A 15,792-nucleotide genomic window follows, 5' to 3' on the forward strand; every position below is an offset into this window, starting at 1 on the left:
GCGCTGCGCAGCACATGCGCTGAATCCGCTTGCTTCGGAACGACACTCCCGGAGCCAGCGCATGCCGAGGCCACTGCCGCCGGCATCGGTGCGGACGATGGAGGACCGGGCTCGATTGAGTGTGAGAGACCCACCCGGACACGCACTGGCGTGTGTAAGCGTGGCCGCGGGCGCTGGCGCGCAGTTCAATCCCGCTCAAGACACGAACCGAGCACCGGGGCACCATCGCCCCAGCGGGCCGAAGCAAGGCCTCAGAACGGCAGCTTCAGGCCAGGATCCACCGCCAGCAGCTGTTCGCGGAAGGCGTTCTGGATGCGCGCCAGGGCGACTTCGTTGTCGGCGTCGAAGCGCAGCACCAGGCAGGGCGTGGTGTTGGAGCAGCGGACCAGGCCCCAGCCATCCGGCCAGTCGGCGCGGATGCCGTCGATGGTGGCGATCTTGGCGGTATCGAAGCGCGCGCGCGCGGCGAAACGGTCCATGTAGGCGTAGTGCGCGCCCTCTTCCATCTTGACCTTGAGCTCGGGCGTGGACACGCCCTTGGGCAGCTCGGCGAAGACTTCGGTGGGCTCGCGGCCGTCGGCAGCGAGGATCTCCAGCAGGCGCGCCGCCGAGTAGATGCCATCGTCGAAGCCGAACCAGCGCTCGCGGAAGAAGAAGTGGCCGCTCATTTCACCGGCCAGCTCGGCTTCCGTCTCGCGCATCTTGGCCTTGATCAGCGAGTGTCCGGTCTTCCACATGATCGGGCTGCCGCCGTTGCGCAGCACGTGCCCGGCCAGATGCCCGGTGCACTTGACGTCGTAGATGATCGCAGCCCCCGGGTTGCGGCTCAGCACGTCCTGGGCGAACAGCATCAGCAGGCGGTCGGGGAAGATGTTCTCGCCGTCGGCGCTGACCACGCCGAGGCGGTCGCCGTCGCCATCGAAGGCGATGCCAAGATCGAAGCCGAGGCGCTTGACCATCATCGTGAGGTCGCGCAGGTTCTCCGGCTCGGACGGATCGGGGTGGTGGTTGGGGAAATTGCCGTCGACTTCGCAGTACAGCGGTTCGACCTCGCAGCCGATGGCTTCGAGCACGGCCGGCGCGATCACTCCGGCAACCCCGTTGCCGCAGTCGACGACGACGCGCAGACGGCGCTCCAGCTGGACGTCGCCGCTGATCCGCGAGACGTAGTCGTCGAGGATGTCGAACTGCTGCAGGCCGCCGTTGCCGCTGCTGCTGAGCCGGCCCTCGGCGATGCGCGCGTACAGGTCCTGGATCGCGCCGCCGTGCAGGGTCTCGCCGCCGACCACGATCTTGAAGCCGTTGTAGTCGGGCGGGTTGTGGCTGCCGGTCAGCGCGATGCAGCAGCCGGTGTTGAGCTGGAAGGCGCCGAAGTAGACGACCGGCGTCGGCGCCATGCCGATGTCGATGACGTCGCGGCCGGCGGCGCGCAGGCCTTCGATGAGGGCTTCCGACAGAGCGGGACCGGACAGGCGGCCATCGCGGCCGACCACGATCTCGCGCAGGCCCTGCTCGGCCATCAGGCTGCCGACGGCCTGGCCGATCAGCCGCGCGACGCCTTCGTCGAGACTCTTTCCGACCACGCCGCGGATGTCGTAGGCGCGGAAGATCGAGCGGTCGACATTGACCGCAGTGCGCGCCGCGGGCGCTGCGGCCGGGCCCGCTGCGGGCGTCGCCTTGGGCTCCGACTTCGGCTGCTGGGCCAGGGTCTGGGCAAAGGTGGGTTCGTCGGCGCGCACGGGCGCGGCGTGGAACTCCGGATCGCGGCGCAGCTGCCAGACCAGCAGCACGCCCAGCAGGATGACGATCGCGCCCAGGCCGATCTGCATCGGCGGGTCGTAGGGAATCATGGTCACCACCGGCGGCGTGGCGATGCCCATCAGCAGGCCGCTGCCGGCGATCGGGATCGCCTGTGCGTCCTTGGCCAGGCCTTCGTTGCCCGAGCTGACCAGCACCGCGGCGTCGGTGCGCAGGTCGAGATAGCCGCCGGGCAGGTCGGCTGCGCGGACCTTGTCCACGTAGGCGGTGACCGGGAACTCGGCGAGGATCACGCCCAGCACGCGGCCTTCCTCGCGCGCCGGAGCGGCGATGCCCATGACCACTTCGGTGCCGCGACCGATCGGGCCGACCACCGGGCCTTCGGCCACGCGCGCGCGATTGAGCAGCTGCAGGCGGCTGAAGCCGAAGCCGGCGATGTTCTGCTCGAAGACCTCGTCGAGCTTCGCGCTGTACGCGCTCAGGCTCGGCGCGTCGTTCCAGACGCGGACGGCGCGCTCCTTCGCCGAGTCGAGCGCGCCCGCAGCGAGGTCGGCGCGCAGGTAGGGATCGTTGACCGCGCGTTCGATGCGGCGCATGCGCGCGGCGAGGTCGTCGCCGATGTTCTCTGCCAGCGTGGCCCGCAGCGCCTCAAGACGCGGGCCGGCGCGGCCACTCTGCCAGGCCAGGACGCCCTGCCAGATGATCAGGAGGCCGCCGAGCAGCGCGATCAGGGCCACGACGAAATAGGCCGGACGCCGAAGCGCCAGCACTTCGGGCGGCAGCTGTACCGGGTCCTTCTGCTTCTTCCTGCGCTTGGTCATCGACCTCGGTTTCCTTCGCCCCTGGGTGCCCGTATCCGCCCCGCCCTGCCGCCTTCAGCGGATGCCGGTATGGCCGAATCCGCCTTCGCCCCGCGCGCTGGCCTCGAAGGACTCGACGCGTTCCAGCTGCACCCGCTGCACCGGCATCACCACCAGCTGCGCCACCCGATCGCCGGGAGCGACGGTACAGGGGCTCTGGCTGCGGTTCCACAGGCTGATCATCAGCGGCCCCTGGTAGTCCGAATCGATCAGTCCGACCAGATTGCCCAGCACCAGCCCCTGCTTGTGGCCGAGGCCCGAGCGCGGCAGCACCACCGCGCACAGCTCCGGATTGTTCAAATGTATCGCAATCCCCGACGGCACCAGCACGCTCTGGCCCGCCGCCAGCACCAGCGGCGCCTCGACCATGGCGCGCAGGTCCAGCCCTGCCGAGCCGGCGGTGGCGTATTCGGGCAGCGGAAACTCGGTGCCGAGCCGCGCGTCCAGCACGCGCATCGCCACCGGCGCCGGCGCGCTCATGCGCGGGCTCCCAGGCGCTCGGTGATGATCTCCAGCAAAAGCCGGGCCACCTCCGCCTTGGGGGCGGTCTCGATGCGCGCGCGGCCGTCCTTCCACAGCACGGTGAGCGCGTTGCTCTCGCTCTCGAATCCAAGACCGGGCGCGGCAACATCGTTGGCGGCGATCAGATCGAGCCCCTTGCGCTCGAGCTTGTCGCGCGCGTAGGCCTCGACCTCCCGCGTCTCGGCGGCGAATCCGACCACCAGCGGCCGTTTCTGACGCGCGGCGGCCTCGGCGACGATGTCCGGATTGCGCACGCAGTCGATGCTGAAGGCCTCGGTCGATTTCTTGATCTTCTGCTCGGCGCATTCGCGCGGCCGGTAGTCGGCGACCGCGGCCGCGGCGATGAACACGTCCATGCCGTCGAGCCGGTCCAGCACGGCTTCGCGCATCTGCGCCGCCGAACGCACGTTGATCCGCTGCACGCCCGGCGGCGTCGCCAGCACCACCGGGCCGGCCACCAGGGTGACCTCGGCACCCGAGGCCGCAGCGGCTTCGGCCAGCGCGAAGCCCATCTTTCCCGAGCTGCGGTTGCCCAGGAACCGCACCGGGTCGATGTCCTCGAAGGTCGGCCCAGCATTGATCAAGACCCGTCGACCAGCCAAGCCGGCGACCCGTGGCGCCAGCGCCGCCAGCGCGGCGGCAGCGATGTCGCCGGGTTCGAGCATGCGCCCCTCGCCGGTCTCGCCGCAGGCCTGTGCGCCGACGCTGGGGCCGAGGACGCGTGCGCCGCGCGCGCTGAGCAGCTCGATATTGGCGCGCGTGGCCGGGTGCGCCCACATCAGGCGGTTCATGGCCGGCGCCAGCCACAGCGGACGGTCGGAGGCCAGACACAGCGTGGTCAGCAGATCATCGGCACGGCCCTGCGCGAGCCGCGCGAGCAGATCAGCCGTGGCCGGCGCGATCAGCACCAGGTCGGCCCAGCGGGCCAGCTCGATATGGCCCATCGCCGCTTCGGCGGCGGCATCCCAGAGCGAGTCGCGAACTGGCCGGCCCGACAGGGCCTGCAGGGTGAGTGGGCCGATGAACTGGGCGGCGCTGGCGGTCATCACCACTTGCACCTCGGCGCCACCGGCGCGCAGAAGACGCACCAGTTCGGCCGACTTGTAGGCGGCAATGCCGCCGGACACGCCCAACAGGATGCGCCGCGCGGAAGGAGCTGCGGTCACCGGAAAAGTCCTACCCCGAAAACGGCCGATAGATTACCCGAAAGGGCTCGCTCCTCCGGTCCCGCCGGGCGCTGGGCGGGGGCAATCTGGGCCGCAGTTGCCTGCTGCCGAGTCCACATGTCGATCCGTCATTGGCCCGAGGCCGAGCGTCCCCGGGAAAAACTTCTGAAGCGCGGCGCCCAGGCCCTGGGCGATGCCGAGCTGCTGGCCCTGTTCCTGGGCTCAGGCATGGCCGGCGAAGATGCCGTCGCCTGTGCCCGCGGCCTGATTGCGCGCCACGGCAGCCTGGCTGCACTGGCCGCACTCGGCCCGGAGTCCCTGCTGCGCGAGCGCGGCCTCGGGCCAGCGCGCACCGCCCTGTTGCTGGCGGCGCACGAGCTGGGCGCCCGCTGTCTCAGCGCGCAGCTGCAGCGGGGTCCCGCGATCAGCGATGAGCGCAGCGCCGGCCTGCTGTTCCGCCAACGCCTGCAGCGTGCCCCGCAGGAAGTGTTCGCCTGCATGTTCCTCGACAGCCGCCACCGCATGCTGGCCTTCGAGGAGCTGTTCCGCGGCACCATCGACGGCTCCGAGGTGCACCCACGCGAAGTCGTGCGGCGCTGCCTCGCCCACAACGCAGCCGCTGTGATCCTTGGCCACAACCATCCCAGCGGCGTCGCTGAGCCCTCCGCTGCCGACCGCCAGATCACCCGCCGCCTGCAGGACGCACTGGCCCTGATCGACGTGCGCGTCCTCGACCACTTCATCGTCGGCGAGGGCGAGCCCTATTCGTTTGCGGCGCGGGGGATGATCTAGCGGCTGGGAATCGGGAATGGGGAATCGGGAATCGACGGCACCGACGCTGCACCGACTGAGCGGCATCCACGAGACGCGCAAGAGGAAGCGGCCGCCCAAAGCCGAGTGCGGCCGCCATGGGGAACCGCTCAGCGATTCCCGATTCCCGATTCCCGATTCCCGATTCCCGGCTCTACTGATCCGCCGCCCTAAGCTTCGGCCGCGTCAGCCAGCGCAGCAGGGCCGGCATCAGCACGATCGCGCCGACCATGTTGGCGAGGAACATGAAGCTCAGCAGGATGCCCATGTCGGCCTGGAACTTCAGCGCCGAGAACATCCAGGTGCCGACGCCGATCGCCAGCGTGATGGCGGTGAACAGCACCGCGCTGCCGGTCAGCTTGAGCGCCTTGATGTAGGCCTGGTACAGGGTCGCGCCTTCGTCCAGGAACTCGCGCATGCGGCTGTAGATGTAGATCGCGTAGTCGACGCCGATGCCCACGCCCAGCGCCGCCACCGGCAGGGTGTTCACCTTCAGGCCGATGTTCATGTGGGCCATCAATGCATTGGCGAGGATCGACACCAGTGCCAGTGGAATCACGATGCACAGGGTGGCCAGGAAGCTGCGATAGGTCAGCAGGCACAGCACGATCACCGCCGCATACACCCACAGCATCATCGGCAACTGCTGGGCGGCGACGACTTCGTTGGTGGCGGCCATCACGCCGGCGTTGCCGGTGGCCAGACGCAGATTGACCTGGTGGCTGACGAACTCCTCGCCCGCGGCTTCCGCTGCATCGCGCTGCTCGGCCAGCTGCAGGCGCAGGTTGGTGCCCGGGAACCAGGCCTCGTTCTGCTCGCGGAAGCTCTTCACGGCATCCAGCACGCGCTGGATCGTGGTGGCCTTGTGGTCGGCAAGGAACAGCATCACCGGGATCGCGCTGCAGTCGGAGTTCAGCAGGCCGGAATCGGTCTCGAAGCCCTGGGTGGCCACGCGCAGCTGGTCGGAGTCACGGGGCAGCACGCGCCAGCGGCTGTTGCCCTCGTTCCAGCCGGCGTTGACGATCTTGGCCGCCACCGGCAGCGACATCACCTGCTGCACGCCCTCGACGTTCTGCATGTGCCAGCTGAAGCGGTCGATCAGCTCCATGCTCGGGTAGCTCAGGGTGCAGGCGTCGGGCCGGGCCTCGACGATCACGTACATCATGTCGACGCCCAGCGAGAAGGCGCTGCCGATGGCTGCGGCGTCCTGGTTGAAGCGCGAGTCCGGACGCAGCTCGGGCACGCCGGCCTCGCTGTCGCCGATCTGCATCTGCTGCGCCTTGTCCCAGGCCAGCACGCCGATGGCGATGCAGACCACGATCGCGATGGCGGCCGGCAGCGGCCGCGAGAAGCTGCCGATGGCGTCCCACACTGGATGTGGCTTGCCGGCCTTGGCGATGCGCTTCTTGCGATAGCTCTCGTAGCGCTTGCCGAACCCGGTGTAGGACAACAGCACCGGCAGCAGGATCAGGTTGGTGAAGATGATGATCGCCACGCCCACGGAAGCGGTGATCGCCAGCTCCTGGATGATCCGGATGTTGATGAAGAGGATGGTGACGAAGCCGATGCAGTCGGAGAGCAGGGCGATCGAACCCGGCACCAGCAGGCGCTGGAAGGTGCGCTTGGCCGCGTCCAGCGAGTCCACGCCCGGCGAGGCGGTGAGCGCGGCGACATCGCCCTCGGCACCGCCGAACAGGCGCTCGGACAGCCAGGAATTGATCATCTGCACGCCGTGGCTGACCCCGATCGCGAAGATCAGGAAGGGCGTCAGGATGTTCATGGGATCGATGCCGAAGCCGAGCAGGCGCAAGGCGCCGAGCATCCACACCACCGCGACCAGCGCCGCCAGCACGGTCCAGCCGGCCAGGCGGAAGCTGCCGGCGTAGAACCACAGCAGCACGAAGGTCAGCGCGATCGCCACGCCGAAGAAGGTGACCACCGACTTGGCACCGTCGGAGATGTCGCCGACCACCTTGGCGAAGCCGATGATGTGCACCGTGTAGTCGGCATTCTCGTGGCGGGTGCGGATGGCCTCGAGCTCGGCCGCGACCTTCTGGTAGTCGAGCTTGTTCTGCTCGCTCTCCGGAATCAGGTCGGCCCAGACCATGGCACCGGAGAAGTCGCGGGCCACCAGGCGGCCGACGATGCTGGCCTTGACGATGTTGTCGCGGACGGTATCGAAATCCTGCTGCGTCGCCGTCCAGCCCTCAAGGCTGGGGGTGAATTCGGGCGGGATCACGTTGCCGCCGGCGAAGCCGTCTTCGACCACTTCGACGAAGCGCACGTTCGGGGTGAAGATCGAGCGGACGCGGGCATCGTCGGTCTCGTCGATGGCGATCACCTCGGCGGTGACCTGCTCCATGACCTTGAAGAACTCCTGGTCGAACATGTCGCCATCGTTGGCCATGACCGCGATCAGCACGCGGTTGGCACCGCCGAAGTCCTGTTCGTACTCCAGGAAGGTCTGCATGTACTCGTGGTCGAGCGGGATCTGCTTCTTGAAGCCCGCGTCGACCCGCAGCTGTGCCGCGAAGTACAGCATCACCACGGTGAGGAAGGCGAACAGCGCCAGCACCAGTGGACGCGCGCCGAACACCACAGCCTCGGCGCCGCGATGGAAGAAAGTGGACTTGATCATGGGTTCATCCAGTCAGGCGGCGCGGACGTTCAGAGCGCGAATCGGCTGATGCCCTTCTCGCCGGCGAGCACCAGCTCGCGTGCGGAAAGCGGCAACACGGAGGAAAGCACGGGGGTTTCCTGGCGATCATTGGCAAAGGTCGTGCGGGTGAAGGTCTGCGCGCCCGCAGCCCGGTGCAGCACGACTCCGTTCGAACCCACCAGCAGCACGCTGCCATCGGCCAGAACCGCTCCGCCCTGCAGGCTCAGGCTGGTGCCGGACTCCGGCTGCTGCCAGCTCTCGCCGTTGTCGAAGCTCTCCTGCACATTGCCGCGCAGGCCGTAGGCCAGCAGATGTCCGGGGCCAAGCGCCAGCACGCCGAACATCGAGCCGTCGTAGGGCAGGCGCAGCCGCATCCAGCTGTCGCCGCCGTCCAGCGAGCGGTAGGCCGCGCCACGCTCGCCGACCACGAACAGCGCACCGTCGGCGGTGCGGGCAATGCCGTTGAGGTGGGGCTCGGCCTCGTCCTCCAGCACCAGCGCGTCCTCGGACATCGTCCAGTCGTCGTCATCGACGGCATCGGGAGCGGACTCTGCGTCCTCGTCGGCAGGAGAGGCTGCGACACCTGCGTTGGGATTGACGCGGCTCCAGCTGCCGCCGCCGTCGCGCGTGACCAGCATCAGGCTGTAGGCGCCAATCGCGATGACGTGGTTGGCATCCAGCGCGATCACATCCAGCAGCGGCGCGCCCTGGGCAGGGTCGAACTCGGCCTCGAAGTCGTCGGCCGCCGGCGGCGCAGCGATGTCGACGCGCTGGACGCTCCAGCTCAGGCCGCCGTCGCGGCTACCGAGGATGGTGCCGTCATGGCCGACCGCCCAGGCGCGATCGCCGAGGGCCGCCACCGCGGTCAGGGTGGCGCGCGTGGGCACGCCTTCGACCTGTCGCCAGTCGCTGCGTGATTCGGACACCGCGATGTGGCCGCGTTCGCCCACCGCGATCGCGCGATCGCCGCCCTCGGCGAAGTCGAGCATCAGCGACTCCCTGAGCACCAGCGGCTTGGTTTCGGCGATCGTGGGCGCCGGCGCCTGCGCATGCAGCGGCGGAAGCGCGAGCATCAGGGCAGCGGACAGCGCTGCCAGCGTGCGATTCATGAGCGGATGCCTCCCTGTCGGCGGGCGCAGGACTTGGCTGTCCGCGCCCGCGTCAAATGTTCTGGTGTCGCCGTCCGCCTGGGCCGCGGAGTTCGGCCCGTGCAGGCATGTCGGCCCGGCCCTAAACGCGGCCAGCCGCGACCCTGGGGTCGCGGCTGGCCAAGGGTGCTGCATTCACGTGTTGCGAGTTCGTGCGATCAGCGCACGCCGCGCGCGCGAAGATTCTGCGGCGAGTAGCTGTCCGGCGTGCTCTGGTGCGAGAAGTCGACCATCGCGTCCTCGTTGTCCAGGCCGCTGACGATGTAGCGACCCGACTTCAGGTCGTGGTGGGTTTCCAGCGTGGTCCAGAACACCGGCACCTCGTAGTAGTTCACCGACGGCGCCTCGGAATAGCGCCACAGCGCGCCCTGGCTGTCGTAGTGGTCGAGGACCAGGATCTGCCAGCTGTCCTCGTCGACGTAGAAGGTGCGGCGCGGGTTGATGTGGCGCTGGCCTTCCTTGAGGGTCGCATCAACCACCCAGACGCGATGCAGCTCGTAGCGCAGGTGGTCGGGGTTCAGGTGGTTCGGGCGGATCAGGTCGGCAACCTTCACCTGGTCGCTGTGCGCCTTGTAGGAGTTGTAGGGGACGTACATCTCCTTCTTGCCGACCAGCTTCCAGTCGTAGCGGTCGAGCGCGCCGTTGAACATGTCGGTCATGTCATTGGTGCGCAGGCCGTCCGAGGCGGTGCCCGGATTGTCGTAGGCGACGTTCGGGGCGCGACGCACGCGACGCTGGCCGGGGTTGTAGACCCAGGCCTGGCGGATCTGCGCCTGCTGGTTCAGGGTTTCATGCACCAGCAGCACCTGGCCGGCCAGACGCGCCGGGCTTTCCACCACCTGGTAGAAGTACAGCAGGATGTTGTTGATGTCGGCGATGGTGTTGCCGGGCTTGTAGTACAGGCCGAGGAACTCCTCGCGGATGCGCACCAGGTTGTACTGGCCGTTGCCGGTCACCGCCGCCTGGTTGGCCCAGCGGGCGCTGGACACGCCCTTGTACTTCATCTTGTGGTTCCAGATGACTTCCTGACCGCTCTGCGGGATCGGGAAGGGGATGCCCTCGGCCGCGTTCTCGACGCCATCGCCGTTGGCGACGAGCTGGGCGGTGGTCGCGTTCTTGATGGTGAAGTCATAGGTGCGCTGCGGGAACGAGGCCGAGCGACGGGTCGGATAGATGTCCATCCGGAAGGTCGGGTAGCGCTCGAACATGGCCTGCTGGCCCGCGGTCAGCTTGTCGGCGTGCTCCTTGTAGTTCGCCGGCGTGATGCTGAACTGCGGGCGGTCGGAAGCGAACGGATCGGGATGGTGGTCGCCGACCTTGTAACCCGCCGGCGGCGCGGTGATGCCACCCTCCCACGCGGGGATCGTGCCGGCGGCGTTGCCGGCCTTCTCGGCGCCGACCGGCGTCAGCTCATTGCCCAGGCGACGCGCCTGCTCGGCGCTGACCGCCGACAGCGCGCCGGCGCTGAAGGTCAGCGCGGCGATCGCCAGGGCGGTAGTGGTGAATGTGCGCATGATGCGATTTCTCCTGGCGGGGATCAGAACAGGTACTTGGCGGAGACCGCCACGAAGTCACGGTCGCTGGTGAGGTTGTAGATGCCGCCTCCCCAGAACGAGGTGTAGGACAGGTCCAGCACCCATTTGTTCAGGTAGTTGCCCTCGACGCCCACGGTCGACGACTTGCGGCCCTTGATGAAGTTGCCGCCAGCACCGGGGGTGGTGCCGTTGACGTCGTGGTTGAAGGCGATGCGCGGCGAGATGTTCCAGGTGCTGCCGCCGACACTGTTGTAGTCGGCGCGCGCGGCCAGGCGATAGCCCCAGGAGAACGAGGTCGCGAAGCCACCGCAGCTGTCGAGCGGATTGCGGCCACCGCCGCTGATCCAGTCGGGGCCGCAGCCGGTGTCGGTACCGTCGCCCTGGTAGGGCATCACCTGCAGCGACGGCAGGTCCCACACCTTGGTACCGCCGAACTCGCCCACGGTGGCGATCTGGTCGGCGCCGAGGAAGTTGCCCGGGCCGAAGGCCTTGGTCAGGGTGAACTGCAGCTGGCTGATTTCGTGGCGCTCCCAGCCTCTCAGGTACTCACCCGGACCGAACTGGCCCAAGCGGCTGCGGAAGCGCAGGAAGGGCTCCTGGATCAGCGGGTTCAGCGGCGACAGGCCGGCGAACAGCACCTCGACGTCGTCGATCTGCAGCGGCGCGTTGTCGCGGTAGCTGATTTCGCCCTGGAAGGCGATGGTGCCGATGTTGGTGTTCCAGCTCAGGCCGTAGAGGTTGATGTCCTCGGGGTACTCGATGAAGTAACGGCCGGAGGTCGGGCTGGCATTGGTGATCGAGGTGCCCGACACGAAGGGCAGGCGGCTGTGGTAGCGCAGGTAGTACAGGCCGAACTCGGTGTCGCCGAGCTCGGAGGCGTAGTAACGCAGGGCCAGGCCGTACTGGCCGAGGTCGCGCGCCTCGCGGTCGTTGGCGCGCGGGAAGGCCGCGCCGCAGCGCGGGTCGGCCGCGGGCGTGGTGCGACAGACGCCGAAGTTGGCCGGCTCGTCGACCAGGCCGAAGTTCAGCATCACGAACTCGCCGCCGGTCAGGCCGAAGTCGTTGTTGGCGAAGTAGGTGCCCGAGGGCTCGACCTCGGTTTCCGACCACTCCAGCAGGTAGAGGGTTTCCAGCGACAGGTTCTCGGTCAGGCTGAAGGACGCCCAGATCGAGTTGACCGGCAGGAAGGCTTCCTTCAGCTCGGCGCCGGCCACGCGCAGGCGCGACACGTCGACCGGGTTGACGACGTTGATGCCGCCCTGGATGAAGGTGCTCTCGCCCCAGCTCACCACCTGGCGGCCGAAGCGGAAGTTGCCGCTGATGTCGTTGGCGATGATGAAGTCGCGGTAGACGAAGGCGTCGAGCAGGCGCGCGCGCCGGCCGATGCGGTCCTTGGCGGCATCGCTGATGTCGTCGCGGTCCATGGTCTCGAAATCATAGAAACCGGTGGCGCGCACGAAGGCGCCCCAGTTGGTCCAGTTCATGCTGATTTCGGAGGTGATGCCGACCGCGTTGGAGATCAGGTCACCCTTGTCGTACTTCAGGTTGCCGTCGTCGGAGTTGACCGAGAAGCGGCCGGGCGCGGACGCCGCCAGCGCCTGCGCCTCGGCCCAGCGGTTCTGCGCCTGCAGGGCGGTGACGCGGGTGCCCAGGGTCGGATCGAGGTTGGCCTTGCCGACGAGATCGTTGTTGCGCTCCTCCATGCGCGAGGAAGCGCCGTAGGTCAGCGTGGTGTCGATGCTCATGGTGAAGTCGCCGCGGCTGAACTCGGCCGCGTGCGCGGAGCCGGCAAGCAGGGCGACGCCCACCGCGAGCGCCATCGGCGCGCGCAGCAGCATCGGACGGCCCGCTCGGACATGCGTGTGGATCTTGGTCATGGTGATGTCCCTTGAGTGGTCGCTTACTGCGTGCGGATGACGGAGGTGTTGGTGACCTGCACGGCCTGGCCGGTCGAGACGATCATGCTGGCCATCTGGCCCTGCATTTCGGCGGTCGCGGCCGCAGATGCCGCCGGGCTCAGCAGCGAGCCGTGGTCGCCGGCAATGAAGCGGACCGCGCCGCGCACGCCGTTGGCGGACTGGGTGGTGGCGGTGATCGCGGGCAGGCCCAGCGCGGCGATCATCGGCTCGGTGCCGGACAGCGGCGCGCCGTTCACGCGGTTGGGAATGACCTGGTCGGGCAGCACGCTGGCGCCGTCGCCCACCACTTCTTGCAGCAGGATCGCGTTGGTCGCCGAGGCGAAGCCGTAGTTGATCGGGTCGGCCGAGTCGATGATCTGCTGGGTCGCGCCGAAGAACTGGTCGTAGGACGGCGTTCCCGGCTGCAGGCCAGCGGCAGCAGCGAGACCCGCGCGGATGCGCGGACCGAAGGTCGGCGAGGCTTCCAGCATGCGGGCGATGCCGCCGCCCGGCACGTTCAGCACGCCGACATTGACCGTCGACTCGAGCGCGAGGAAGGGCGTGCCGACGATCGCGCCCAGCGACTGGCCGACATAGGCCACGCGCGAGGCGTCGAGGTCACCCGCACCGTTGCCATCGAGGTCGATGTTCGGAATCGTCCGCGCCAGCACGAACAGGTCGGCCACGCCCTGGCGCAGGTTGTCGCGCGAGGTCAGCAGCGAGCTCAGGTTGATCATGTGCGCGCCGGAGTCGTCCGGAATGCCGTCAGGGCCGGCCGCACCGGTGCTGTTGTTGATGTAGTCGACGCCGAAGGTGCGCTCGCGGGCCACCGCGCCGAAGGGCGTGTTGCCGATCGCCAGCGGATTGTTCGAAGGCAGACCGTGCAGCGGCAGGTCGATGGCCACCACCGCGAAGCCCTGCGCCGCCATGGTCGCCGAGATCGCCAGCGCATCGCTGCGGTTGCGGGTGATGCCGTGCTGGTAGATCACCACCGGCCAGCCGGCGGCCGGCTTGGTGCGACCCGAAGCCGCGTTCGGCACCGTCATCAGCACCGGAATGGTCTCGTTGCCGGTTGCCACCGGGATCGGGTTGGCGAAGGTGATGTTGCGCGAGGTCGGGTTCAGTCCGGCCGCGTTGAACGGCGGCGCGTAGGCGCCCGGCGCGGCGCGCCAGAAGCTGTTCAGCGGCGCGGTCGGGTTGGCCTGGCTCGGTGCCGACAGGTAGTAGGGCACCCGCAGGGTGCCGATGAAGATGTCGGCGACCGGCGGCAGGCCGGCAATCGAGACGTTGAGGCCGGAGGGCGCGACGGTGACCGCACCCGGCTGGGTGATCGAACGCACCGCCTGCAGCACCGGGGTGATGCCCTGGGTGGTGGCGACCCAGCTCAGCACCACCGAATCGCGGTTGACGCCGGCAGCGGCGGCCGCGGCGAGATGCGAATTGGTCAGCTGGCGCAGCGGCTCCAGCGCGCAGGCGGTGGCGGTCGGCAGCAGCGGATCGGTGCTGGCGCCGGCGGTGCACAGCGGCGTGGTGCGCTTGGTGAGGAAGTAGGTCTGTGCCGGCGTGGCGTCATTGCCGCGGCTGTCGCGGATGCCGGTGGTCAGCACCGCCATGTAGGACGTCAGCTGCTTCAGCGGCTTCAGCGGCACCATCGCCCAGCTGCGGCCGGTGGCATCGCTGCTCTGCGGCGCGGTCACGAAATCGACGCCGGCCTGCAGCTCGCGGACCACGCCCGTCACGCCGCCACCGGGCCCGGTCAGGGTGACTTCGAAGATGCGCACGCTCTGGCCCGGCACCACCGAAGCGGGGTTGGGCGCATCGCTGAAGGAGAACGACCACGGCGCCGTGGTGCTCCAGCCGTCGAGCGTGTTCACCGCGACCTGCGGATCACCGAAGTTGGTCGAGCCCTCGCCGCCCGCCACCGGGATATTGAGCGTCAGATCGGTCGTCTCGCGTAGCAGCAGGTTGTTAGGCGTCGGAATCACGCCGGTGGAAGGATCGAAACGGGCGGTGATGACGCCTGCGACCGGGGTGCCGTTGTTGTTGGTCGCCGGCGTTACCGGCACCGCGCGTGGACTGTTGGAGGAGCCGCTGCAGCCTGCGAGCAGCGAAGCCGACAGCGCCAATGCCAGGGTCAATCGAGCCTGCATGTTCGTGTCCTTTCTGGTTATCGGGGGGTGGGGCTCGGGTACTGTAGCCAGCCGCGATTAAGGATGGCAATGCTGCGGCGTATGGCCGCGACCATCACTCATGCGGCAGCGCAACAAACTCCGCGAAGCCGCATCACGATTGGCAATTCCTGACCTCAGCGGTACTGGAATTGCTCGCCAACCGCAGGCCCGATGCGCTGCAGTTCGGTCAGCGGTATGCCCAGTCGGACCCAGTCATCGCAAGGGCTCAACTGGTCAAGATAGAGCCGCCTGAGCGTGGCGGAGCGCGCACCGATGCGCCCCGGCAGACGCGCGAGCAGACTGCCCAGCGCGAAAACCCCGGGCAGGGGAACCGGTAGCAGACCCTTGGCCCGCGCCTCTCCGGCCAAGCTGCGCTGCAACATCGCCGGAAACGACAGCGCTTCCGGGCCGGGCAGCGACAGCCGCTGCTGCGCGAACGCAGGCTGGGCGGCGACAGCGAGCACGGCGCGCGCCAGATCCTGCGCATGCACCGGCTGGCGTAGACCGTTCGCCGCGCGCGGCCAGGGCAACGGCCAGCGTCGCGCCCAGCGCAGCAGCGGACTCAGGCTGCGATCGATACCGGCACCGTGGATCAATCCGCAGCGCAGCAGGGTGGCGCCAGCAGTCCGCGCTGCGCAGAGCTCCAGCACCCGCTGCTCGCTGTCGACCAGGCGCCGCGCCAGCGCACGCTCGCCGGGGTTGGGCGAAGCCAGCTTCCACTCGGCGCTGAGTGAAGACAGGGCAATGACCCGTAGTCCTGCGACGGGCGGATGCGCAGCCAGCCAGGTGGCGAAAGCATCCAGCGGGCCGAGCGAGCAGATCAGATCGACGCGCTCCTCACTGGCGAGCACGCGATCCAGCGCGGGCGCGGACTCCAGCGATCCCTGCAGCCAGCGCACCCGCGCGATCGCGGCGGGCGCGGGCTCGCGACTGAGCGCCAGCACCTGGCAGCGCGCAGCCGCCAGCGCCGGCAGCAGGAAGCGCCCGACGGCGCCGCTGCCGCCGAACACCAGCCAGCGCGTGGGCATCGAAGCGTTCTCCATCGCGCAAGCATGGCATGCGCAGCGCCGGCAGCCGCCGCTACAGCGCAGGCCCCTGTCTGGACGCCCCCACATGCGCGCGCCGATCGTAAGCGTCCGGCCACCACACCTACCGCTCGACCTCACCTTGTGCTGAGCCTTAGCCGCCGAGCGCTGCCCAGCCCTCAACCGGCAGCAAGCTGTCGATATCCCGGTTGCGCGTAGTCGGAAGCCGTGTGAGTACGT

10 protein-coding genes are annotated in these 15,792 nt (G+C 68.7%); 1 reads left to right on the plus strand and 9 read right to left on the minus strand.

Features of this window, described 5'->3' with window-relative positions; translation table 11 throughout:
• Positions 1 to 251: 251 nt before the first annotated feature.
• Genes Q0654_RS15440 through coaBC form a run of 3 tightly spaced genes read right to left on the minus strand, consistent with a single transcriptional unit; the run spans position 252 to position 4,306 of the window.
• Entirely contained in the window at positions 252 to 2,579 is a 2,328-nt protein-coding gene (locus Q0654_RS15440) for a phosphomannomutase/phosphoglucomutase (RefSeq protein ID WP_298855480.1), read from the minus strand.
• Positions 2,580 to 2,633: 54 nt separating this feature from the next.
• Positions 2,634 to 3,098, minus strand: coding sequence for a dUTP diphosphatase (gene dut, locus Q0654_RS15445; RefSeq protein ID WP_298855482.1), 465 nt, complete (start codon positions 3,096 to 3,098; stop codon positions 2,634 to 2,636).
• On the minus strand, positions 3,095 to 4,306 hold the full coding sequence (gene coaBC / locus Q0654_RS15450) for a bifunctional phosphopantothenoylcysteine decarboxylase/phosphopantothenate--cysteine ligase CoaBC (protein WP_298855484.1): 1,212 nt from the start codon (positions 4,304 to 4,306) through the stop codon (positions 3,095 to 3,097). The genes dut and coaBC overlap by 4 nt, the downstream gene beginning before the upstream one ends.
• A gap of 117 nt (positions 4,307 to 4,423) precedes the next feature.
• Here coaBC and radC point away from each other — a divergent pair, with 117 nt between their 5' ends.
• Positions 4,424 to 5,098: a DNA repair protein RadC gene (gene radC / locus Q0654_RS15455; RefSeq protein WP_298855486.1), complete on the plus strand. Its 675-nt coding sequence runs from the start codon at positions 4,424 to 4,426 to the stop codon at positions 5,096 to 5,098.
• A gap of 172 nt (positions 5,099 to 5,270) precedes the next feature.
• Here radC and Q0654_RS15460 read toward each other — a convergent pair whose 3' ends face one another.
• From Q0654_RS15460 to Q0654_RS15485, 6 genes are all read right to left on the minus strand, one after another.
• Complete coding sequence (locus Q0654_RS15460) at positions 5,271 to 7,754, minus strand: MMPL family transporter (protein ID WP_298855488.1); 2,484 nt, start codon at positions 7,752 to 7,754, stop codon at positions 5,271 to 5,273.
• Positions 7,755 to 7,783: 29 nt separating this feature from the next.
• Positions 7,784 to 8,884, minus strand: a complete 1,101-nt coding sequence (locus tag Q0654_RS15465; protein ID WP_298855490.1) for a YCF48-related protein — start codon at positions 8,882 to 8,884, stop codon at positions 7,784 to 7,786.
• Between the two features lie 197 nt (positions 8,885 to 9,081).
• Positions 9,082 to 10,437, minus strand: a complete 1,356-nt coding sequence (locus Q0654_RS15470) for a DUF1329 domain-containing protein (protein WP_298855492.1) — start codon at positions 10,435 to 10,437, stop codon at positions 9,082 to 9,084.
• Between the two features lie 23 nt (positions 10,438 to 10,460).
• Positions 10,461 to 12,335 (minus strand): DUF1302 domain-containing protein, encoded by a 1,875-nt coding sequence (locus Q0654_RS15475; protein WP_298855532.1) that lies wholly within the window; start codon positions 12,333 to 12,335, stop codon positions 10,461 to 10,463.
• Between the two features lie 23 nt (positions 12,336 to 12,358).
• Entirely contained in the window at positions 12,359 to 14,506 is a 2,148-nt protein-coding gene (locus tag Q0654_RS15480) for a hypothetical protein (RefSeq protein WP_298855534.1), read from the minus strand.
• A 155-nt stretch (positions 14,507 to 14,661) separates the two neighbouring features.
• Positions 14,662 to 15,555, minus strand: a complete 894-nt coding sequence (locus Q0654_RS15485) for an NAD-dependent epimerase/dehydratase family protein (RefSeq protein WP_298855536.1) — start codon at positions 15,553 to 15,555, stop codon at positions 14,662 to 14,664.
• Positions 15,556 to 15,792: the final 237 nt, after the last annotated feature.

The sequence above is a fragment of the uncultured Aquimonas sp. genome, assembly GCF_937888285.1.
GTDB lineage: Bacteria > Pseudomonadota > Gammaproteobacteria > Xanthomonadales > Xanthomonadaceae > Aquimonas.